At 43.7% G+C, this 22541-nt stretch carries 13 protein-coding genes; 6 read left to right on the plus strand and 7 right to left on the minus strand.

What is annotated here, in order from left to right; genetic code table 11:
- Positions 1-4 precede the first annotated feature (4 nt).
- From DB520_RS12035 to DB520_RS12050, 4 genes are all read right to left on the minus strand, one after another.
- Positions 5-682, minus strand: coding sequence for a hypothetical protein (locus DB520_RS12035; protein WP_157972052.1), 678 nt, complete (start codon positions 680-682; stop codon positions 5-7).
- Between the two features lie 63 nt (positions 683-745).
- Positions 746-3262: a replication restart helicase PriA gene (gene priA / locus DB520_RS12040; RefSeq protein WP_114749980.1), complete on the minus strand. Its 2517-nt coding sequence runs from the start codon at positions 3260-3262 to the stop codon at positions 746-748.
- Positions 3263-3298: 36 nt separating this feature from the next.
- The gene (locus DB520_RS12045) at positions 3299-5335 is read right to left on the minus strand and encodes a thioredoxin domain-containing protein (RefSeq protein ID WP_114749981.1); all 2037 of its coding nucleotides are present in this window, start codon (positions 5333-5335) and stop codon (positions 3299-3301) included.
- Positions 5336-5347: 12 nt separating this feature from the next.
- Positions 5348-6328 (minus strand): GSCFA domain-containing protein, encoded by a 981-nt coding sequence (locus DB520_RS12050; RefSeq protein WP_114749982.1) that lies wholly within the window; start codon positions 6326-6328, stop codon positions 5348-5350.
- A 582-nt stretch (positions 6329-6910) separates the two neighbouring features.
- Here DB520_RS12050 and DB520_RS12055 point away from each other — a divergent pair.
- Both DB520_RS12055 and DB520_RS12060 read left to right on the plus strand, forming a co-directional pair.
- A complete protein-coding gene (locus DB520_RS12055) occupies positions 6911-7159 on the plus strand; it encodes a hypothetical protein (RefSeq protein WP_114749983.1) in 249 nt (82 codons plus the stop codon).
- 665 nt (positions 7160-7824) lie between these two features.
- Positions 7825-8424, plus strand: a complete 600-nt coding sequence (locus DB520_RS12060; RefSeq protein ID WP_114749984.1) for a DUF4202 domain-containing protein — start codon at positions 7825-7827, stop codon at positions 8422-8424.
- Between the two features lie 2 nt (positions 8425-8426).
- Here the strand turns inward: DB520_RS12060 and DB520_RS12065 are convergent, their stop codons facing one another.
- From DB520_RS12065 to DB520_RS12075, 3 genes are read right to left on the minus strand one after another with little or no spacing between them, the layout of a single operon-like run.
- Positions 8427-9872, minus strand: a complete 1446-nt coding sequence (locus DB520_RS12065; RefSeq protein WP_232834942.1) for a rubredoxin — start codon at positions 9870-9872, stop codon at positions 8427-8429.
- The gene (locus tag DB520_RS12070) at positions 9869-13375 is read right to left on the minus strand and encodes a nitrate reductase (RefSeq protein ID WP_114749985.1); all 3507 of its coding nucleotides are present in this window, start codon (positions 13373-13375) and stop codon (positions 9869-9871) included. The genes DB520_RS12065 and DB520_RS12070 overlap by 4 nt, the downstream gene beginning before the upstream one ends.
- Before the next feature lie 14 nt (positions 13376-13389).
- Positions 13390-14748: a NarK family nitrate/nitrite MFS transporter gene (locus DB520_RS12075; protein WP_198675316.1), complete on the minus strand. Its 1359-nt coding sequence runs from the start codon at positions 14746-14748 to the stop codon at positions 13390-13392.
- A gap of 422 nt (positions 14749-15170) precedes the next feature.
- Between DB520_RS12075 and nrfH the strand changes: the two genes are divergently transcribed.
- From nrfH to ccsA, 4 genes are all read left to right on the plus strand, one after another.
- A complete protein-coding gene (nrfH, locus tag DB520_RS12080; protein WP_232834943.1) occupies positions 15171-15734 on the plus strand; it encodes a cytochrome c nitrite reductase small subunit in 564 nt (187 codons plus the stop codon).
- 240 nt (positions 15735-15974) lie between these two features.
- Positions 15975-17468, plus strand: a complete 1494-nt coding sequence (gene nrfA / locus DB520_RS12085; RefSeq protein ID WP_114749987.1) for an ammonia-forming cytochrome c nitrite reductase — start codon at positions 15975-15977, stop codon at positions 17466-17468.
- A gap of 40 nt (positions 17469-17508) precedes the next feature.
- Positions 17509-18837, plus strand: a complete 1329-nt coding sequence (locus tag DB520_RS12090; RefSeq protein WP_114749988.1) for an alginate export family protein — start codon at positions 17509-17511, stop codon at positions 18835-18837.
- A 413-nt stretch (positions 18838-19250) separates the two neighbouring features.
- Complete coding sequence (ccsA, locus tag DB520_RS12095) at positions 19251-22427, plus strand: cytochrome c biogenesis protein (protein WP_114749989.1); 3177 nt, start codon at positions 19251-19253, stop codon at positions 22425-22427.
- The last annotated feature ends 114 nt before the right edge of the window (positions 22428-22541 follow it).

Here is a 22541-nt window from a genome sequence, read left to right on the forward strand (position 1 = left end):
CCCTTTAAAACACATTTTTTCCTATAAGCACCCTAAATTGTGCCCAAGCAGGCACTAATATTGACCCTTGTTCTATCGTTGGACTAAACCTTATACCAAAGGAAGCCTCGTAACCGACTTGCCAGGTACCTTTTGTTTTTTGAAGTACTCCAAAGGTTATAGGCAAATAAAAGGAAGATAACTCTTCCCTACTTTGAGTTTCAAGATCTAGCAACCCGAATTCCAATAAGGCCAATTCATTTTCATTTAAAGAAACTTGTTGATCCTTAGTCAAAACCTTATGGGCAAACCCTATACCTGCTCCCATATAAAACTGAAACCTGGAAGGCACATACCCTAGCTTGTTCGGGTTAGTATAGTATAATGGGAGGAGTTCCAGGTATCTCATATTACCTGACCGATAGGAGCTGGACTGCAAAGCATTCGAGGCGATACCTTGCCACCCTACAGAGGCTTTGATGTCAAAATGGGCATGAAGTGATTTGAAATAATGGAGGGAAATAGATGGTGAGCTTCCGGAATGAGCCCCAATATTTCCCTCCGAGCTACTAAAAGGGCTGATCGAAACAGCTCCCCCCAATCCCAAATTTAACCTAGTAGTCCTTTCTTCCTGTCCGTACAACCCGAAGGAAAGTAGGACAAAAATTGCAATGAGAAAATGTAATCCTAATCGGTGTGTCATGGTTTCTGACAAGTTGGTATGCCAGATATACGAAGATTGGATTAGTACTGGATTAGTTGTTGCTCAATAAGGATCCACATCTACCACACAGCGTACGCTCTTAAAGTCCTTATGTGAATTTATCTCCTGAATGGCCTCAACCATGGCTTTCTTAAATGCCTGTTGGCTTGCAGAAGTCTTCTCCAGCTTCACTAAGATTTCAAATAAGTATTGGTTCTTAATTTTACCAATCAGTGCCTTTTCTGGTCCCAGAAGGATCTTTTTTACCTCAATGGCAGCAAGCAAATGTAAAAGTTGCTTAGAAGCCCTTTCAGCAACCTTAAACTCCTTATGCCTGGTGGTGATTTTTATGTTTTTCACATAGGGGGGATAAAAAAACCGCTTTCTTTCCCCCATTTCTTGCAGGAAGAAATTCAAATAATCCCCTTTAATGATTTGATCAAAAATGGCCAGTTCCGGTCTTCTGGATTGAAGTATTACGGTACCCGGCATTTGTCTCCTACCCGCCCTTCCCGCCACTTGTGTGATCATTTGAAAAGCCCTCTCCCCAGACCGAAAATCAGGGAAAAACAACATCCTATCGGCATCCATTACACCCACCAGAGTTACCCTGTCAAAATCAAGGCCTTTGCTTATCATTTGGGTGCCTACCAAAATATCGATGTTTCCTGCACCAAAATCCTCCAAAATCCTTTGGTAACCATACTTGCTCCTAGTGGTGTCATGATCCATTCTTGCTATTCTGGCTTCGGGAAACAACAACCCAAGGTTTTCCTCAATCCGCTCTGTACCTAAACCTACAGCTGTAAGTTGTTGACTGCCACAGGCAGGACAAACTTTGGGTACCTGCTCCTTGAAACCACAATAATGGCACCTCATATCTTCGCTATATTGATGGTAGGTGAGGCTTACGTCACAATGTTCGCATTCTGGAATCCAACCACAATCTTCACAGGAAATATAGGGTGCATATCCTCTCCTGTTTTGAAAGATGAGCACCTGTTCCTGCTTATCCAGGGCATCTTGAATTTTTTCCCTCATTAGGCGAGTCATATCCAGCTTAAAGAGGTTTTTTTTCTTGTCCACCAACATGTTGGAAAGAAGGTATTTCGGCAACTGAGCATCCCCAAACCTTCTCTGGATTTGTACCAACCCATATTTTCCAGTCCTTGCATTCGAATACGACTCAAAGGAAGGGGTGGCACTACCCAGCAAGGTCTTGGATTGGTGCAACCAGGCCAACATTATGGCCGCATCCCTTCCATGAAACCTTGGAGAAGGCTCATATTGTTTGTAAGAGGCCTCATGTTCTTCATCCACTATGACCAAACCCAAACTATCAAAAGGCAAAAAAACAGCAGAGCGAACTCCTACCACAAAATTATAAGTCCCATTTAAAACGCCCTGCCAAACCTCCACCCTTTCGTTGTCGGAGTATTTGCTATGAAATACCCCCATTTTACTCCCAAATACTTTTTGAAGTCTGGCCACCACCTGCGTGGTCAGGGCAATCTCTGGAAGCAGCAGGAGCACCTGTGACCCGCTCCCCAACACCTCTTGAATAAGGTTTATATAAATTTCTGTCTTTCCACTTCCGGTGATGCCATGTAACAATACCGTTTCCTTGTTTTCAAATTGGGCTTTTATGTCCTGCAAGGCCTGTTCCTGGAATGCCGCCAATGCAATGTTCACATCTCCCCCAGGAAGATGCTCAAAGCGGCTTATGGTAACCTTGAACTCCTCAAACACTCCCTTTTTTACCAAACTTGCAACCGCACTTGGGGAAAATCCCTGGTCTATGATCACTTTTTTTTCCAGACCCTCGGCGTTTCTTTTTGGGTTTTGGTAAACTGGTATTTCCTGAAGGTACTTTAGCAAAACCTCTTCCTGCTTCTGAGCCCTAGAAAGACTTTGAAAAAGGGATTCAAGTGCCGATTTTTCCTTTAGATAGTCTCTATGCAGCCTTACCCTAGTTTCCGTTTTGGGTTGGTATTTATCTTTTAACTCTTCGAAAATCAAAATCGCCCCCTTGGCTAGAAGGCTTTTAATTATGGTATGGGAGGATTTCTGCGAAAGCAACTCATTACAGCTCTGTAGGTCCAACTCCTTTTCTCCGGATAAGGCCTCTAATATCACCCATTCCCTGTCGTCAATGGGCATCCCAGGCTTTTCAATGTCAAAATCAGGGTGAAGTTGCACCTTGCTTTCACTACTGATCTTCAGTCCACTCGGTATTGCGGCATTCATTACCTCCCCGATGTGGCAACAATAATAGTCGGCCATCCACTTCCAAAAATTGATTTGGAGGGGATTTGCCACATGGGACTCATCCAACATGTCCAAAATTGCCTTAGCCTCATAGGCAACAGGGGGCTTTTGGTGAACTTTCCCTACTATCCCCGTCAGTATTTTACGCCTTCCGAAGGGAACAATCACCCTAAAGCCAATACCGATTTTATCCAACATCTCGGGGGGGATGCGATAACTGAACAGTTTGGGAATGGGTACCGGCAAAATAACATCTGCAAATTGCAATGCTGGCACTTGGGTCTCTGGTACTGGGCCAAACAAATCTTCCATAGAAAAAGTAAGATAAAACTTGTCAAAATTGGGAAATTAATCCCAAGTAGGCAATTGTGAAATTGCTTCTTCCAGTTTCGTCACCGGCCTTCGGCAGGACCTGTTATAGCAAACATAAAATGTGGTGGCTTCATCTATTAGCTCTTTGCCTGACAGAAGAGGTGGATGCTCCTCCCCCTTCCCCCCTGCTGAAAGGATGATGTTTGGGTGATACCTGCTAAGCAATTGGCCTGCCGCATCTTTGGCATGCTCACCCACTACCGCAATTTCAGCCGTTGGAATCATCTGGCTCAAGAGCACATTGGCCCACTGACTCATGAAACCAGGTTCCTGCATCACCAACTTGCTTACTAGCCCCAGCATCTTTTTCGATCGCTGCACCCACTTATCCTCCTGAAAATAGCTCCCTAGAAGATGTAAATTTTTTGCCATCAGTGCGTTGCTACTTGGGATCACATTGTCGAAAATCTCCTTTTTATCCGCAATTAGCTTTTCCGCTTTGGGGTCATTGTAAAAATAAAGCCCTTCCTTTTCATCCCAGAAATGTTCATTCACGTGGGTCATTAGAGTTTTTGCAGTTTCTAGCCATTTAAAATCGAAGTCGACTTGATAAATCTCAATGAGAGCCTGTATCACAGCAGCATAATCCTCCAAAAATGCGGGAGTATAGGCCTTGCCACTTTTATAACTTCTATATAATATGTCATTGCCCATCATTTTTTGCGTGAGGAATTGGGTCGCTTGTAAAGCAAGTTCATAGGCCACTCTATCTCCCACAGCCCTATAGGCCTGTACCAACCCTATTATGGCCCAGGCATTCCAACCGCTTAACTGTTTATCGTCCAGACCGGGGCTAACCCTTTTGGACCTTTGCTCAAGCAACACAGCTTTAACTTGACTTAATTTTTCCTTTAGCTCCCCTTCCTCTAGGCCATGATCCTTGGCCACTTTTTCATATGATTTTGTTTGAAAGAGGATATTTACCCCATTTTCCCAATTTCCATCTACTTTGAGGGAATAAAGGTCCTGAAACCAAGCCATGTTCTCCTCCCCTACAAAGCTCTTGAGCTCTTCATAGGTCCAGCAATAATATTTACCCTCTTCCCCCTCACTATCGGCATCTAAGGCAGCATAAAAACCCCCATCGGGACTCTGCATCTCCCTTTTTAACCAACCCGAGGTCTCTAGCACCTTTTCCTTGAAAAACACATCCTGTGTCACTTGATAAGCCTTGGAGAAAAGACTAAGCAACTGCCCGTTGTCATAGAGCATTTTCTCAAAATGCGGGGCAAACCACTCTCCATCCACACTGTACCTAGCGAATCCTCCACCTACAGCATCATATATGCCACCCATTCCTATTTTTCTCAGAGTGAAAATCACCTTACCCAACATGGGCTCATCGTCTTTCAACAAGCCATAATCCAGCAAAAATGCCCAAATAGCAGGCATGGGGAATTTGGGCACCCTTTGTAGCCCCCCCCACTTGGGATCAAAATTACGGATGAGTAGCTGTGCCGCCTGTTCCATTTCTTTTCGCTGGGGTAAATCCCTGGCATCCGTTAAGCCGTATTTAGCCACCACACTATCTTGAAGGGACCGTCCAAATCCATCAGCACTCTCATCCAGCTTTTCCCTGTTGGATTGGAAGGCCTCCGCGATGCCCTTCAATAATTGCATCCAGTTCTTTTTTGGAAAATAGGTGCCTCCATAGAAGGGCTTTTGTTCTGGGGTCACAAAAACATTCAAAGGCCAACCTCCCTGTAGGCCCATAGACTGTAAGGCATCCATATAGATATTGTCCAGGTCTGGCCGTTCCTCCCTATCTATTTTTATGGAAATAAAGTGTCTGTTCATCCATTCAGCCACTTCCTCGTCCTCAAAGCACTCCCTTTCCATTACATGGCACCAATGGCAGGCTGAATAGCCAATACTTACAATGATTGGTTTGTCTTCCTCTTTGGCTTTCTTCAGGGCTTCCTCTCCCCAGGGATACCAATTGACGGGATTATTGGCATGTTGAAGTAAGTAAGGACTTTGGCTTTGAGCCAAATGGTTGGTATGTGAAGCCATTTTTTTTTGGTTTTAGTTGGTGTGTAGTTGAGCCTTCACCTGGCTGATCTCCTTTGCAAAATCAAATTCCCCGCTGAATTGTTCCATTTCTTGAAGAAGCTTTTTCAGAAACTTTTGATGGGCGGCACCTTGGGGAAAAAAGGGTTTATGGGCTAAGGACTGATGAATTTTAAGTATAGCCTCGTAGGTTTCTATTACGGACTTCTCCATAAAAACCTGGATGAATTTTTCCCATATATAATCCTCTGCCAACTTACTGGGATGGATGAGGTCCTCTGCATAGAAACGATAATCCCTTAGGTCATCCAAGAGCCATTCATAGGCTGGGAAATAACTGACATCTTCATACTTTTCCTCAAGTTCATGGCAGAAAACCCTTAATAAACTCTTACTCACTTGGTTTTGAGGTAGGCCATCTTTGATGTGCCTTACTGGACTTAGGGTAAGGATGATTTGCATTCCAGGAGAAATCGCTTTCAATTGAGGATAAACCTCTCGAAACTTTTGATGCATCTCTTCAAGGGTCAATAGTCGCTTGGTGAAGAGTTTGGTGGGTTGCTTATGGCAGTTAGCAACCAAGCTTCCATCGGCTTTTCTTTCATAAGCATATGCGGTACCCCAGGTGAGAAAAAAATGCCCTGCATTTCGCAAACTGGCCAGTACATCTGCCTGGATATGCTTAGTATGACGAAGAAACGGTTCCTCTTCCACCCCGAAAATACCAGAATGAAGATGATAATGAAGGATATGGTCCTCTCGCTTAAGCAAAGCGGAAGGATCCAATCCTTCCTCCTTAATGGTAAGATATATCAAGTGGAGTAAGGAAATTGGATTGTAAATAATACCAAAGGGATTACAAGTAACCTTAAATTTTCCCCTTTCTAGTCTTGCACCTATCATATCAGCAAAGCAGGAACCCATAGAGATGATAGGTAATCGGTAATTCAGGGGTTTTGGAAAGGCAGGAAATTCAAACGTGGTCCTTAACTTCATAGAAAGTAATTGGCTAAAGGCAAAAGCAGGCCTTCACAAAAATACTAAATCCAAAAGGTAAAGTCATTGGAAAGGATAACAAGGAGTTTACATTTTGATAAAATTAGAACCGAAATTTTAAATTAATATTAACACAAATCCCGTGCTTTAATAATTTGATAAAATTTTTTGGAAAAATTTGGATATTTGAACAAAGTTAAAGATTATTGCGGTAAAATTCAGGGTTTGCAATAACCACCACTTAAACAACGACTTATGAAATAGAGCATGACGAAGAAGACACACAGAGGGATGATTATTGAACATGCGAGATTCTCCCCAGCGAGTCCCCCTAAACAAGTTCGGGGCAGGCTATATTGCCATTGAAAAGAAAATATAAACACATGAAATGCCCATGAGAAAGTATTCTAACACAGGGGGATGATTAATCTGGGCATTCCATCTGACCATTGAAATACAAATATAAACAGATGAAATCGAGCATGACGAGCACGTCACACACTGGGATGATTATCGTTGCGAGATTCCCCCGAAACAAGTTCGGGGCAGGCTATATGACCGCTGAAAAGAAATTATAAACATATGAAAACAGCACTATTAGAAAAAACAGTAGAAAACACCATTGAGAAATTACAAAAGCTAAATGCCAATGAGGCTTTGGTATCCGAATTGGAATGGTGTCTTGGGAGTTATCGTTATGACCAGAATCCGGCAGGTTTGATCGAAAAAAGCCAAACGGCGTATGAATTGCTGAAGACTAAAAAAGAAGAAAACAGCAGAGCAGTTTCCCAGAAGCTACTTCAAGACCTTGAAAAAATCACCCTGAATTAAAAAAAGAGGGGATTTTTGTAGAAGATAAGAGGCCTTTCCACGGGAAAGGCCTTTTTGCGTTTGGCCTCTAAAGCTATTTTGACCGTACTTTACAATGGAAGCCTACATTTAAATTTACCAGTAGCTTTATACCATATAAGGAGGACAGGTCCGAATTTGGGGAGAGGATTTATTGAGTATACCTCTGAAGTAGATTATATCGATAGTTTCCTTCTGGTCATAGATACATTGGTATGATCATTGACATTCATATAAAAAACCCAACACTATGGAAACTCAGCAATTAATTCAACTATTAAACAAATGTAAATCAGCATGTGAGATTTGCGCAGATGCCTGCCTTGCGGAATCAGACCTAGCCCATATGGAAGATTGTATTCGCTCATGCAAAGTTTGTGCTTCCATTTGCGCGACAAGTTCCTCCATGCTGGCAACCTCTTATCAAAATGTGAGTCCTTTACTAAACTATTGCATTCAAGTTTGCGAGGATTGTGCCAAGAATTGCAAAGAGCATTCGCATGAGCATTGCCAAAAATGTGCGGAAAGCTGTGAGGAATGTGCCAAAAACTGTAATATTTACCTAGAAACTATTCAGGAAATCACGCTTTAAGGTTCTTAAAATCCCATAATTTTTTTAACTTTTCAAATCAATAATTTACTCTCCCATGACATCATCTTCAAACCGATTTGAAAAAACGATAGAGGCCATAGATTCCTTGAACTCCTTGGATCCACACCTTGAGGAAAGCAATGGTTCCCAGATTCCCAAGGAGCTGCTTTACAGTCAGCGAATGACCGAAACGCTTAACCAGTATGAGCCATCGGCATCAGAGACTCTAAAGATCGCAGCAAGGGCCCAGCATATTCAACGTTGGAAAATTCCCAGGGAAAGTTACCCCATGGATAGAAAAGGATATTTGCTTTGGCGTACGGAACTTAAAAAATTCCACGGTAAACTTACAGCCGATATTATGGCCAAACATGCTTACTCAGAAGCTGAAATAAAGAAAGTGGAAGACTTGATCAATAAACGTAGATTGAAGACAGATCCGGAAGTACAAACATTGGAAGATGTCATCTGCTTGGTTTTTTTGCGATATTATTTTGACGAATTCATCCAAAAGCACGAAGAAGAACAAGAAAAAATCGTTGAAATCATACATAAAACATGGAAAAAGATGTCGCCTGAAGGACAGGAAGCCGCCCTTAAACTTCCGCATTCTCCGAAAGCCTTAGAATTGGTTTCGGAGGCAATAGATGAATAGAGTCAGAGGAGCCTAAAAGCCGACTTGGGACTCTCGCAAACCGGACAGCTATAGTCTGTAGGAAGCTTGGAGAAAGTAGTCCCTGGTTCTATCTCGGCACTGGTGTCCCCATATTCCTCATTGTAAATCGTTAAGCAACTGGAGCATTGGTATTTTTTATAGTTAAGAAGCTTGGGAACCCTCCCCGGTTCGGTAGTTTCTTCCTTTTTTCTCGCATCTAATTGATCATAATAAACATGACTAAGTTCTATCAACAAGGCAGGTAAAGTCTCCAGTAATACCCCTTTTACAAAATAGGAGTATTCCATCAGGTTGGGGTTGAAATCTTTGGAATACATGATATTAAAGGTGTTGTCACCCCCGTCTGAGGAATCTATATTTTGTTCTATCACTATAGAGGTGAAAAGTACCATTTTAGGAGCTACTTTCACGGAAAATGAAAGACCATATGTACTTATATCTTGTTTATCCAATGCCCTTACCAGGTAGTTTTTGATTTCTAATGCCTTTTCTTCCAATACCGGTAAATGCCAGTTCAACTCCAAGGAACTATGGCGAATATTGATACCGTATTTTCCCAGTAACTTTTCCCAACTCAACCTGTCTTTTTCTGCAATACCCCGGACAATGAGTGATTTCCAAGGAGTCAGGCTTAGCTTACCAATATTGGTAGCAACGCAAAGGCCACAAAGGGCTTCCAGAAAGTCAATGGTAAACCGATTATTCCTCCAATACAGCCCTAGCCAATATTTGCCTCCGGCCACTCTGTTTAACCCCTCATAATACGGGGAAGTTGCTTCTGGGTAGTTCAACTCCTGGTCTACAGGCTGAACGTTGACTTTCAGACTTTTTCTGGCTTTCTGATAAACCTGTTCATAGCCCAACCCTGCCTCTTGGGGTTTGAGGGCTTCCAGAGCCTTTGCCAGATGCACAAGATCGTACCCAAAGATCAATTCGGGTGCGCACCAGGGCTTTGCAGATATCTCGGAAAATCTTAAAAACACATACCAATAATTATCCTGATTTGAAGCTATGAAATTGATATTGCCAGTAAATAGCGGAACCAAGGTTTGAACCGGGTCCACAATATTAATTTTCAAACTTGGCTGGTAATCAAAGGTATCCAATACATAGTGATAAATATGGGATGCTAACCAATGGGTGGTGGGCATGACATCCAGAGCCGTAAAGGAACTAACTATATTTTGAAATGATTCCCCATCCGTATCATAATTGGTCTGAATGGACTTGAACGTTTCGTCGAGTACTTTGATGTCCTTGTTTTTGACCGGAAAAAGAACGTCCTGCCTGGATCCCAAGTGGATATAGGTGGCTCCAAGGGAACGGGCGGTTTGTATGATTTTCTTAAAATCACCCGGAGAAATTATCCCTCCCTTTACAAACACCCGAACCAGGTCTGCTTTTTCCAAAGGTGTGTTTTCGCTCATCCTTCACTCATTTCGGGCAATTTACACAATTGATTGAGAATATCCTTTACCTCGGGTTTACATGAACCACAGCCCAAACCGGCTCCCGTGGATTGGCAAAGTTGCCTAAAATCCACTACCCCTCCTTCAATGGCTTTTTGCAGATTTCCCCTACCCACATTACCGCAACTACAGACCATCTTCCCCAAAGGTGGTTCCTTTGTGGTGTTGGCCCTGAGCAGTTCCTGCCTTTTTTCTGAAAGTTCAATCTTGTCTTCAATGAGGGTTTTGAAGGTGGCGAACTCGGATTTGTCCCCCATCAAAATAGCCCCCACTAACCTGTCTTGGTACACGATACATTTTTTGTAATAAGTTTCGGCAGCATCTATAAACACCACTTCTTCATACCCTTTCGATTGGGCAGGAACCTCTGGTATGCCCAGAGAACAAAGATCCAGATCAGCAAATTTAAGTATGTTCATTGGAATAGTTCCCCTATACATGCTCCACTGGTCCCCATTGATGTACCTAGCTGCGATATCGGCTTGCTGTTCGGCAGCAGCAGTGATGCCACTCAGCTTTTGTTCGAATTCTGCGATTTCGCCCAAGGCAAAAATCCTTGGATCACTGCTTTGCATATAGGCATTTATCTTTACCCCTACGCCGCATTGCAACCCTGTAGATTTTGCCAGTTCCACATTGGGCCTTGTCCCTATGGCATACACCACCGCAGTACAGGAAATAGATTTCCCTCCCTTCAGTTGAACCTCCAGGCCTTCCTTTGCTGTGATCTGGTTCACCTGGTTATTCAGATAGACGTTAACCTCCATCTCTTCCATTTTTTCCTTAAGCAAAGAACTGGCCAAGGGATCGAGTTGTCTTTCCATCAGCCTGGAGGCCAATTGTACAATTGAAACTTCTATATCCATTTCCTTAAGGGATGCCGCAAGTTCCAAACCTAACAATCCCCCGCCCACGATCAAGACGTGACTTTCTGGGTTTAGCCTTTCCAGTAAGCTATCTGCGTCGTACCTCGAACGCATCGTAAATACACCCGGTAAATGCATGGGTGCATCCGGTGGCACAAATGCCCTACTTCCTGTGGCCATCACCAGCAAATCATAAGAGTACACCTTCCCTTTCTCATCCACTACGGATTTCTGCTCCTTATCAATTGCCGCTATGCCGTTTCCAATTTGTAACTTTATGTCAAGTTTTTCGATTTCTCCTTCCTTGAACTTCTGCAGGTCCTGCCAGGTTTTGTGCTTACTGACGTAATCGGGGAGCAAAACTCTATTGTAAAAAGGGTGTTTTTCCTGGGAAAATACGTATATCTCATCCTCTGTATTCAGTTCCCGGTAGGTTTGTATAAACCGATAAGCCGCAGCTCCTGCACCTACGACCACTATGCGTTGTTTGGGTTTGATAAACGGAGAGACCTGAACCCTAGAAAATTTGAAATCAGGCTGTTTGGAAACAGGGTCTATTCCATTTCCAGTCAGGTTATTGGTTCTAGAAAAATCTCGGTCCATTACCTTTCCCCAATGCATGGGCAAGAATACAACCCCTTTTTTCATTTTTGGGGACACCCTGGCATTTACCTTCACTTCTCCCCGGTGACCATGGATGACAACGGGTTTTCCATCGGTAATTCCCCTCATTTCTGCATCATCTGGATGAATTTCGAGGTAAGGAGCAGGGGCATGTTGATTTAGCCTATTTACTTTCCCAGTACGGGTCATGGTGTGCCACTGATCCCTAAGCCTTCCTGAGGTAAGTACAAGGGGAAAGGTAGGGTCTTCGGGTTCAGGGGTATGAAAAGGACCATCTGAAATAAGCTTGGCCCTCCCATTTTCAGTGGCAAATTGCCCATTCGTAAAAGGCCTGGAAGGCTCTTTCCCATTTGTAAAATAAGGCCATTGCACAGCGCCCTTTTGCTTAAGGGTTTTATAATCCAATTCAGAGATGTCTATATTAGACCCCTTTGTAAGGGCAGCATGCTCCGCAAATATTTCTGCTGGGCCATCAAAATCAAAGCCATTGAATCCCATTTTCTTTGCAAAACGCATGACGATTTCGGTATCGGGCAAGGCCTCTCCCGGAGGTTGAACCGCCTTGGAGAGATGGCCAATCCTACGTTCTGAATTGGTCATGGTACCTTCTTTTTCGGCCCAACCAGCAGCAGGCAACACGAGGTCTGCATAGGGGATGGCAGATGCGTTTTTGGAAATATCCTGTACTACCACAAACCTGGCTTTTTTCAGGGCCTTCTCTACCCTTCTACTGTCTGGCATACTGACCAGTGGATTGGTACATACTATCCAGATAGCTTTTAAACTACCTGTCTCCAAGGCTTCCACCATTTCTGTAGCGGTAAGCCCTGGTTTTTTGGAAATTTCCCCGACACCCCAAAAATCCGCCACTTCCTTTCTGTGGATAGGGTTGGCGAGTTTTTTATGAGCTGCCAGAAGGGTGGCCATGCCACCTACTTCCCTACCGCCCATGGCGTTAGACTGACCTGTTAATGAAAGCGGGCCTGCCCCTGGTTTGCCTATTTGCCCAGTTAAGAGGCTAAGCGCTAAAAGTGCGTGGTTTCGGTTCACCCCATCCCCACTCTGGTTGAGTCCCATTGCCCAAAGGCTAATGAACCCTTTTGCATTGCCAATCCACCGAGCAGCCTTTCGGATATCCGAAGAGGAGACATCACAAATTACCGCAGCCTCCTCCACTCCCTGAGCAAAGGCTCTCTCCTTATACAATTCAAAACCATCGGTGTGGTTCTCGATAAAGGAAATGTCTACCTCTCCTTCCTCAATTAGGCATCTTGCCATTGCTCTATAAAGTGTCGTATCCGTACCGGGTTTGATCTGCAAGTGCAAATCTGCCAACTCACAGGATTGGGTATGTCGGGGATCCACTACCACGATCTTAACATCAGGATACCTTTCCTTGTGCTTCTCAATCCTTCTCCAAAGGATGGGGTGGCACCAGGCAGGGTTTGCGCCAGCCACAAAGAAACAATCTGCCAGCTCAATGTCTTCGTAGGAAACAGGGACGATATCCTCTCCAAACACCTGTGTATGCCCTATCACGGCCGCACTCATACACAGCCTGGAATTGGTGTCTATATTATTGGTTTTGAAATACCCCTTAACAAGTTTATTGATAAGGTAGTATTCCTCAGTAAGGCATTGGCCGGAAATATAAAAGCCAACAGAATCTGACCCATATTTTTCCACTAGGGTACGAAAAACTGCCGCTCCCCTTCCAAGGGCAGTGTCCCAGTCCACTCTTTCCAGGGGCTGCTCCTTTCCCCACCTCATTTGGGGAAATTGCAAACGGTCCGATGTATCATTTACCACATGATTGAGATTCATACCCTTGGAGCATAGCATACCCTTATTGACGGGATGATCAGGATCACCTGTAACCTTAAGCTGACCTTTTTTGTCGGTATGGATCAAAATACCACAGCCAACGCCACAATAGGAACAGGTGCTTTTATAGGTTTCCGGTTTCTTCATTTTTACCTTTTGTTTTACTTTTCCATGCTGAAGGCAGGGGCCATTTCCAGGTCCTTGGATGCCAAGGCAACCTCTAATTCCTCCGCTGCTGCCTTTTCGTCTTCTGTAGAAAACCTTACCGCCAAAGTCAAGATAGAAATAACGGTGACGCAAATGCCAAGAATAAACAAGCCCTGTTGGTAGGGTATGCTTTCGGATTTAAAGAGAAACCCGGCCATCACCGCACCTACATTACCGCCAGCGCCTACTATTCCAGAAACTGCTCCTACAGCCTTTTTATTGATAAAAGGAACAACCGCAAAAGTGGCACCTTCGGCCATTTGGGTAAAGAGGCTAAAAATTACCAAGGCTACGATGGCCAAAGAAAGTAAAGACATCTGGGAAAAAACCATCAGAAAAACGCCTTCCAACAGTAAGAGTCCACCCAATAGCCAGACCCTACCTTTCAATCCCCATTTAATTCCTGACTTGTCCCCAAAATAACCACCCGCAGATCGCGCAAAGAGGTTCATAAGCCCAAACAAACCAGCGATTAGGCCAGCAGTTTTTAAGTTTAGTTGGAACTGGTCATGAAAGTAGATGGCTGCTACGTTGTTTATGGTCAACTCAATCCCAAAACAGGCACCATAGATCATAAAAAGCGCCCATACCCTGCTGTCTTTTAATGCTTTCTTAAATGCGCCTTTGCTGTCCTTTTTCCTTTTGGCATGGTGAGCATCATTGCTCAGGTCCTTGATATTGCCTTCTGGAAAATCAGTTGTATATCGGTAATACACTATCCCACATACAATCATGGCAATTCCCGGCACGACCATGGCAAATCTCCAAGCCTGCTCATTCAGGAACCCCAATGCTACAAATCCCGCGAAAACCAAGGGCATTATCATTTGGGTCACTCCTCCACCCAGATTTCCCCAGCCTGCGCTGGTGGCATTTGCAGTTCCCACTACATTTGGAGCAAACATCACAGAGGTATGGTATTGCGTGATGACGAAAGAGGCGCCTATTGCCCCAATAGCTAGCCTAAAGATCATAAAGGCCTCATAACTGTTGCTTAACCCTATTCCCATTACTGGTAAAGCTCCAAGTATCAGCAGATAGGTATAAGTGAGTCTGGGGCCATATTTGTCACAAATCCAACCCACCAGAAGCCGGGCTATTACCGTAATGGCTACCGAGGCAATGATGATGTTACCAATTTGGGACTTGGTCAAACCCAATTCGTCTCTTATCAGGGGCATGAGTGGGGCTATGCCAAACCAACCGAAAAAGCATAGGAAAAAAGCAATCCAGGATAAATGAAAAGCCCTCATTTGAGGGGTTTTTAAGCTCAACAGCCGAATAGATGTGGCTTTTTGTGCACGAACTTTCATAAGTGTCTTTTTTTTAGGGGTTAAAGATCAATCCAAGGCTATTTAGGGTTCGCTTAGAAGTCGCAAGATAAAAAAGAAAATAATAAATTAAGTATTTTTACTTATTTATTTACGTATTTTTTGAAAAATTACTTAGTTTTGAGGCAAAAAAGAGAGTCTAATACGTAAATTTAACTATAGAACACTAAGTAATATTTTCATAGCTTATTACGTACAGAACTTGTTTGGTACTTAAAAACCCTTAGATTTGTAACTATAATATTTAAAATCTTTTCAAAACCTGATTTTTATCATGTGTTTGAATTGCAATAGGTTATAGTTTTACGTCGCAATAATACCTAACAGCAGCTATGGGTACTTGGAGAAAAACTAAAAGGAAGCTATTTCAATACAACCTGATACCACCGAAAAGGTGGAGACCAGTGGCTATCGTATTAGTTGCCAGTATTTTTGGACTGGGATTGTACACGTTGAAGTTAAGCAATGCGGCTTCTTACCTCTCAGACGACCCCCAGGCCTGCGTTAATTGCCATGTAATGACCCCTCAGTATATTACCTGGACGCATAGTTCTCACAGGGAAGTGGCACATTGCAACGACTGTCACGTCCCGCATGACAATGTGTTGAACAAATATTACTTTAAAGCCTCTGATGGATTGTACCACAGCACAATTTTCACACTTAGGGCAGAACCCCAAGTAATCAAAGCAAGAAAGGCATCCATAAATGTGATTCAAAACAATTGCATAAGGTGCCATCAAGACCAGGTTACTGATGCCAAACTGATGGACATGGTTGCGGATCACCAGCATAAGCGTACAGACAGGTTATGTTGGGAATGCCATCGGGAAGTACCCCATGGTAAGACCAGAAGTCTTTCTTCCGTCGGCCATCAGATTGAACCAATCAGGGCACATGCCCCTCCGGATTTGGAAGTTATCCCCAACTGGTTAAAAGAAACCATGAAACAAGAGAAGCAAAAATAATCCTTTCAACTAAACTCAACCTAAGATGAAATCGAGTATTGCGAGCACGTCACACACCGGGATGCCCCCCCCGATAGCTATCGGGGTTATCGGGGCGTAGCGAGATTCCCCCGAAACGAGTTCCCTGAAGCGAGTTCGGGGCAGGCAGGGGCAGGCTACCTACCTGACGGTTTACCTGCCGAAGGCATGGCAGTCAGGTATGACCGCTGAAAAAAAATTATAAAAAAAAATCATAAACCTATGAAAAACTGGATACTTTTTGGATTAACAGCGATAGTGGTATTTCTGCTTGCCATGTTGGCCTATACCATAATGGACCGGAAAGCAGAAGCAAGGTTTGCCTATCAGCCTAAGGTGCAAATAGAAGGTATAGAACCCAGAGACAGTGTATGGGGGCTCAATTATCCCCGGCAATATCAGTCCTATATGAAGACCAAGGACACCACCTTTCAGAGTATGTATAATACCAGTGGGTTTAAAGATGTTTTGGACGAGCAACCTGAGTTGGTGATATTATGGGCAGGTTACGCATTCTCCAAGGACTATAACCATCCACGGGGACATGCCCATGCGGTTTCTGATGTTCACGAAACCCTTCGAATAGGTGCACCTATGGAAGAAGGAGATGGGCCGCAACCCAGTACCTGCTGGACATGTAAGAGCACTGATGTACCTCGTCTGATGAGTGAGATGGGGGTTACGGAGTATTATAGCCATAAGCTATCAGATTTTGGTAGTGAGGTGATAAATCCCATAGGCTGTGCGGATTGCCATGACCCAAAAACGATGAACCTCACCATCACCCGGCCTGCATTAATAGAGGCTTATGAAGCCATGGGAAAAAACATCAATGAGGCCTCCCACCAGGAAATGCGTTCGCTGGTGTGTGCCCAATGCCACGTGGAATATTATTTTGACAAAACCAAGGAAGGCAAAGAGGATGCTCAATACCTAACCTTTCCATGGCACAAGGGTATGGATGCCCAATCCATAGAAGCCTATTTTGACGAAATTGACTTCACAGACTGGACCCATCCCCTTAGCAAGGCAAAGATGCTGAAAGCACAACACCCTGATTATGAATTATACACTACAGGGGTACATCATAAAAGAGGCGTTTCCTGTGCGGATTGCCACATGCCATATAAAAACGAAGGAGGACAAAAATTCACCGATCACCATATCGGTTCTCCTTTGAGTAATGTGGAAAACTCTTGCTTTGTTTGCCACCGGGAAAAAAAGGAGGATTTAATGACCGATGTTTTTGACCGGCAAAGAAAAATAAAAGAGGGTTCCTCCCAGCTTCAAAAGCTCATAGCAAAGGCCCATTTGGAAGCTGCCAAAGCATGGGAATTGGGTGCTACAGAAAGTGAGATGGACCAGATACTAAAGGGGATCCGGCATTCTCAATGGAGATGGGATTATGTGGTGGCATCCCATGGTGGTGCCTTCCACGCACCCCTGGAATCCAGTAGGCTGATTTCCTCTGCTACTAACCTTATTCAGGAAACCAGGGTTTCTCTGGCCAGGTTACTTGCGGACAAAGGACACAACAAACCTGTGGAAATGCCGGATTTTAATGACAAGGCTGAATTACAAGCTTATATAGGCTTGGATATCGAGTCCGAAAAGGCAGCTAAAGAGAAATTTCTGGAACAAGTGGTGCCCAAATGGCTAAAGGAGGGCAAACAAAGAGAAGCAAAAAAGGAAGTGAAAACGGTAAGCTCCAAATAACCTACCACCTTAATATCTCAAACCTTTAATATTCAAAGACATGGCCAGGTTATCAATTATCTGGATAGGGATACTTACATTCTTGTCCATACAGGATCTCTATGCCCAATTTAGCGTTGATGGGCAAATCATTCAACGATCCGAATTTAGGAACGGGTTCAACAGAATGATTCCCGAAGACCACAACCCTGCATCGTTTATTGCCCACAGGGCAAGGTTACAAGCTCGGTATGAATTTGAAAACCTAACCCTTTACATGAGTGTACAGGATGTGAGGACATGGGGTAGCGCTCCACAGGTAAAAGCCACCGATGCCTACCTTTCCCTACATGAAGCCTGGGCAGAAACCAAAATTGGGGAGTACTGGAGCGTCAAGCTGGGAAGACAGGAACTGAATTATGATAATTTTAGGTTTCTTGGCAACTTGGATTGGGCATTGCAGGCACGGTCTCATGATTTTGCGTTGGTCAAGTACGAAAGGGACAACGCCAAGCTGCATCTCGGTGGGGGATATAACCAAGATGCCCAATTTTTAAGTGGAAATGTGTTTCTTACCCCAAATCAGTACAAAACGGCACAAATGGCAAGGTATGAAAACCTTTTTGGCAACTTGGAGTTCTCGGCCCTTTTCTGGAATGACGGTAGGCAATTCGTGGTTCGGGATGGCACAGGTACTATCACCGAAGAAAGACTCTTTCACAGGCAGACACTCGGAATCCCCATGCTTCGCTACAAGCATGGTCAAAATTCCCTGCAATTTTATTATTACCACCAATTCGGCAAGGATCCCATAGGGAGAAATGTAAATGCCTTCAATGTTTCCTTGAATTACAGTCATGTGATTCCTTTTGATGCCGAAAAAGGCAGTGCACTCACCCTATTGGGAGGGGCGGAAATCCTATCAGGAACGGACAATAACCAGGTAGGCACCAGCAATTCTTACAACCCTCTATATGGTACCAACCATTTGTTCAATGGCTATATGGACTTGTTTTATGTGGGAGGTACTCATGAAAACACAGTAGGACTTCAGGATTATTACCTTAAATCCCGCTATGCTTTTAACAAAAAACTGTTCCTTCAGGGAGATGTGCATGCCTTTTTTTCCGCTGCAGAGGTATGGAGTGCACCGGAGGGAACTGGAGGGGAAAGAATGAGTTCCTTTTTTGGAACCGAATTGGATCTGTCATTGGGATATGTTTATACCTCTGCTATTTCCCTACAGGCGGGCTACAGCCAACTTTTCCACTCCGATACTTTTGCGTATATTCAAGGAATAAGCGCACCAAAAAACACACAGAACTGGGCCTATTTGATGTTGATATTTAGGCCTACCATGAAAAATAAGTTTATTGGAATATTGCTTTAAATCCAAAAAATTGAATATGAATATAGCGACACATGGGAAGATACGCCAAACTCCGATAGCTCGGGGTAATCGCTGAAAAATAGGTATAAACACATGAAATCGAGCCTGTCCTGACGGCAGTCAGGACATGAGGAGAACCTCACACGGAGGGATGATTATAAAACATGCGAAGATTCCCCCGAAACAAGTTCCCCGAAGCAAGTTCGGGGCAGGCAGGGGCAGGCTATATGACCGCTGAAAAGAAATTATAAACAGATGAAATCGAGCCTGTCCTGACGGCAGTCAGGGCATGACGAGCACGTCACACACCGGGATGATTATCGTTGCGAGATTCCCCCGAAACAAGTTCCCCGAAGCAAGTTCGGGGCAGGCAGGGGCAGGCTATGTGACCGTTGAAAAGAAAATATAAACACATGAAAAAACTTCAACTATTAGTATCAACTCGTGTCACTTTGGTATTGTTCCTTGCTTTTGCTGGAGCCATGGCAGTGGCCACCTTTATCGAAAACGACCATGGTACAGCAGTGGCAAGGAGTCTGGTGTATGAGGCCTGGTGGTTTGAAATAATAATGGGATGGATGGCCATCAACTTCATCGCTCATATTGGGCATTATAGGCTTTTTCGTCGGGAGAAATGGCCCATAGGGCTGTTTCATATCGCCTTTGTGATAATTGTATTAGGTGCAGGAGTCACAAGGTATTTCAGCGAGGAGGGCGTGTTGCATATTCGGGAAGGAAGGGCACAGGACACCTTCTTCAGCAATGAAAATTTCGTTCAACTGCACCGCAAGGAGGATCCTTCTGTTTCCCCATTTAAAAAACAAGTATCCCTGATTCCAAAGGGGTTTAAACCCAGGGAAATAAATGCAAATATTGGTAACCAACCCTTCAAAATCACTATCGAAGAATACATTTCCGGAGCCAAACAGGTTTTTGAAGATGGGGAAGAAACCTATTTGGACATAGCCGTTGCGCTTCAAGGGGGAAGAGAAGATTATTTGGTGGATATGGGCAAATACCTGGAGCTGGACAACTTTACCTTAGCCACCAAAAATGACCCGGAGCATGCTGTCCGGATTTTCAAGGAAAATGGAGATTGGGTGATTTATACCGACACCCCCATGCAAATTATGGAAATGGAAACCCAAAAAATGGGCAACCTTCCATCCGGAGAAAAAAAAGCCCTAAAATTACGGACATTGTACCAATGGGACGGAGGTGCCTTTATGGTCAAGTCCATCCATGAAAATGCAAAGGTGAGTTTTGTGGCAGAAAGGAATGAAAAAATGGCTGAAGATTTGCCCGACGCGGTGAAATTGTCGGTTATTAATCCCGAAAATGGAGAAATTCTTAATGTTTCCTATAGCAAATTAACCCGACTTGGTACGGATTGGACACAATTCGAACACGAGGGAAACCTGTATGTGGTGGCTTACGGAGCCAAAGCAAAAAACCTTCCTTTCTCTCTATATTTAAATGCCTTTGAATTGGAAAGGTATCCAGGTAGCCAAAGCCCCTCCAGCTACGCTAGTGAGGTGATGGTAATGGATGGGAAGGATGAGTTTCCCTACAGGATTTTCATGAACAATGTATTGGACCACAAAGGATATCGGTTTTACCAATCCTCGTTTGACAATGACGAAAGAGGTACTATACTATCGGTAAATAGGGATAGGGCAGGAACCATGATCACCTATCTGGGATATTCTTTATTAACCCTTGGTATGTTTTTGACCCTTTTTACAAAAGGAAGTAGGTTCCATCTTCTTAACTACAAATTGGGATTGAAAAAAAAGACGGAAGATACGGGGCAACGGGTACCGAAGAAATATGCAGTAGCCACCTATGGCTTTGCAGGCCTACTACTGTTCCTTCTTTTTGTGGGTAGTTCTCAAAAGCCTCCTTCTGACACCCCCGCAATGGTCCCATTAGATCAAGCAGAAGCATACGGGAAATTGGTGGTACAGGATCTGGATGGTAGAATGAAGCCACTTAATACCTTGGCAAATGAAATAACCAGGAAACTCAACGGCAAAAACTATGTCTCCATTGCGGATCTAAACGGTTCTACTTACCGGTTAAGCCCAGAACAATTTTTACTATCCGTACAGCTGAACCCTCAAAGGTTCAGCTCATTACCCATCCTAAAAATTGACAAGCAAAAGGGTCAGATCATTATGGGAGAATTGGGTCTTCCCATTGCCGAAGAACTCAGGTTTACAGATCTGGTAGATGAGGAAGGAAATTACTTGATCCAGCACCTGGTGGAGGAGGCGAATAGGTTAAAGCCCTCAGAAAGAAATGAATCCCACAATGAAATTCTAAAAGTGGATGAAAGGTTTAATATATTCTATGGAGTATTGACTGGGGATTTTTTAAAACTTTTCCCCAATAAACTGGATCCCAACAATACTTGGTTTACTAGCCAACAACACCGTCAGGGCTTCGAAGAAGACGATGCAGTATTCGTAAAGAACATCACCAATTTATACTTGGGCGCACTTCAAAAAGGAATTGAGGATGGGGATTTTTCGGAGGCGGAAGAAACACTTTCCTATATTTCGCTTTATCAAGAAAAGGCAGGCAAGGAGGTTTACCCGAGCAAGGGACAACTACAGACAGAATTACTCTACAACAAGCTGAATTTGGGATCCAAGCTTTTCGGGTATTTTTGGTTGCTTGGGGTTTTGCTTTTGGTGGTAGTGATCCTTATGTTGTTTTATGGGCATCCAACATTAACTATTTTGTGGAAATCGGGAAAGGCATTCGCCTGGATAGGTTTTCTCGTGTTCACCATACATTTGGGGCTCAGGTGGTATATTGCCAATCACCCCCCGTGGAGTGATGGGTTTGAAATGCTTGTTTTTGTAGCTTGGGGAGTGCTTTTATTTGGTCTTTTGTTTGCCAAAAAATCAAGGTTCACAATCCCTTTGGGACTTTTGTTTGCTGGCACTTTGTTGTTTGTCGGGTTTTTGGATTGGCTAAACCCTGAGATTACCAATTTGATGCCTGTTTTGAATTCCTATTGGCTCAAAATCCACGTGGCAATTATTGTAAGTGGATATGCTCCACTTGCCCTTGCTGCCATTATTGCTCTGCTGAGCCTTTTTCTATTGATTTTCAAGCCGAAAGTGGCGTCGAATAAGTGGTGGCAAAGCTTGAGGGAACTACGGATCGTAAATGAGTTGTCCATTACCATAGGGTTGTTTTTGCTCACAGTAGGCACCTTTCTGGGTGGTGTGTGGGCCAATGAAAGCTGGGGAAGGTATTGGGCCTGGGACCCTAAGGAGACATGGGCGCTGATATCCATTATCGTGTATGCATTTGTCTTGCATATGCGGTTAGTGCCAGGTTTGAAAAGTGGACTCATCTACAGTTTAAGTAGTCTATGGGCTTTTTCTGCCATTATCATGACATCTTTTGGGGTGAACTACTATCTGTCCGGATTACATTCTTACGCAAAGGGGGATCCCGTTCCAATCCCAGGTTGGGTCTTTTGGGTAGTGGCTGGTCTGCTCTTAGTCTCTGTTTTCTCCTATTCCAGGTTCCGTGAGCTCACCGAGCAGGAGAAACGAAAATTGTTGGTTTGATAATCTTTAGGGAAAATATAGAAGCAATTGATATTGAGCACGATTGTTTAGTGCTGTTCTATAAAATCCAATGAAATATGGTATTGATGGGCAAAATGGTTAATTTACTGTGTA

Origin of the sequence: Pleomorphovibrio marinus (assembly GCF_003347495.1) — a bacterium.
GTDB lineage: Bacteria > Bacteroidota > Bacteroidia > Cytophagales > Cyclobacteriaceae > Pleomorphovibrio > Pleomorphovibrio marinus.

Coding starts and splice junctions, on each gene's coding strand:
- DB520_RS12035 (WP_157972052.1), bottom strand. CDS start 682: ATGACACACCGATTAGGATTACATTTTCTCATTGCAATTTTTGTCCTA.
- priA (WP_114749980.1), bottom strand. CDS start 3,262: ATGGAAGATTTGTTTGGCCCAGTACCAGAGACCCAAGTGCCAGCATTG.
- DB520_RS12045 (WP_114749981.1), bottom strand. CDS start 5,335: ATGGCTTCACATACCAACCATTTGGCTCAAAGCCAAAGTCCTTACTTA.
- DB520_RS12050 (WP_114749982.1), bottom strand. CDS start 6,328: ATGAAGTTAAGGACCACGTTTGAATTTCCTGCCTTTCCAAAACCCCTG.
- DB520_RS12055 (WP_114749983.1), top strand. CDS start 6,911: ATGAAAACAGCACTATTAGAAAAAACAGTAGAAAACACCATTGAGAAA.
- DB520_RS12060 (WP_114749984.1), top strand. CDS start 7,825: ATGACATCATCTTCAAACCGATTTGAAAAAACGATAGAGGCCATAGAT.
- DB520_RS12065 (WP_232834942.1), bottom strand. CDS start 9,872: ATGAGCGAAAACACACCTTTGGAAAAAGCAGACCTGGTTCGGGTGTTT.
- DB520_RS12070 (WP_114749985.1), bottom strand. CDS start 13,375: ATGAAGAAACCGGAAACCTATAAAAGCACCTGTTCCTATTGTGGCGTT.
- DB520_RS12075 (WP_198675316.1), bottom strand. CDS start 14,748: ATGAAAGTTCGTGCACAAAAAGCCACATCTATTCGGCTGTTGAGCTTA.
- nrfA (WP_114749987.1), top strand. CDS start 15,975: ATGAAAAACTGGATACTTTTTGGATTAACAGCGATAGTGGTATTTCTG.
- DB520_RS12090 (WP_114749988.1), top strand. CDS start 17,509: ATGGCCAGGTTATCAATTATCTGGATAGGGATACTTACATTCTTGTCC.
- ccsA (WP_114749989.1), top strand. CDS start 19,251: ATGAAAAAACTTCAACTATTAGTATCAACTCGTGTCACTTTGGTATTG.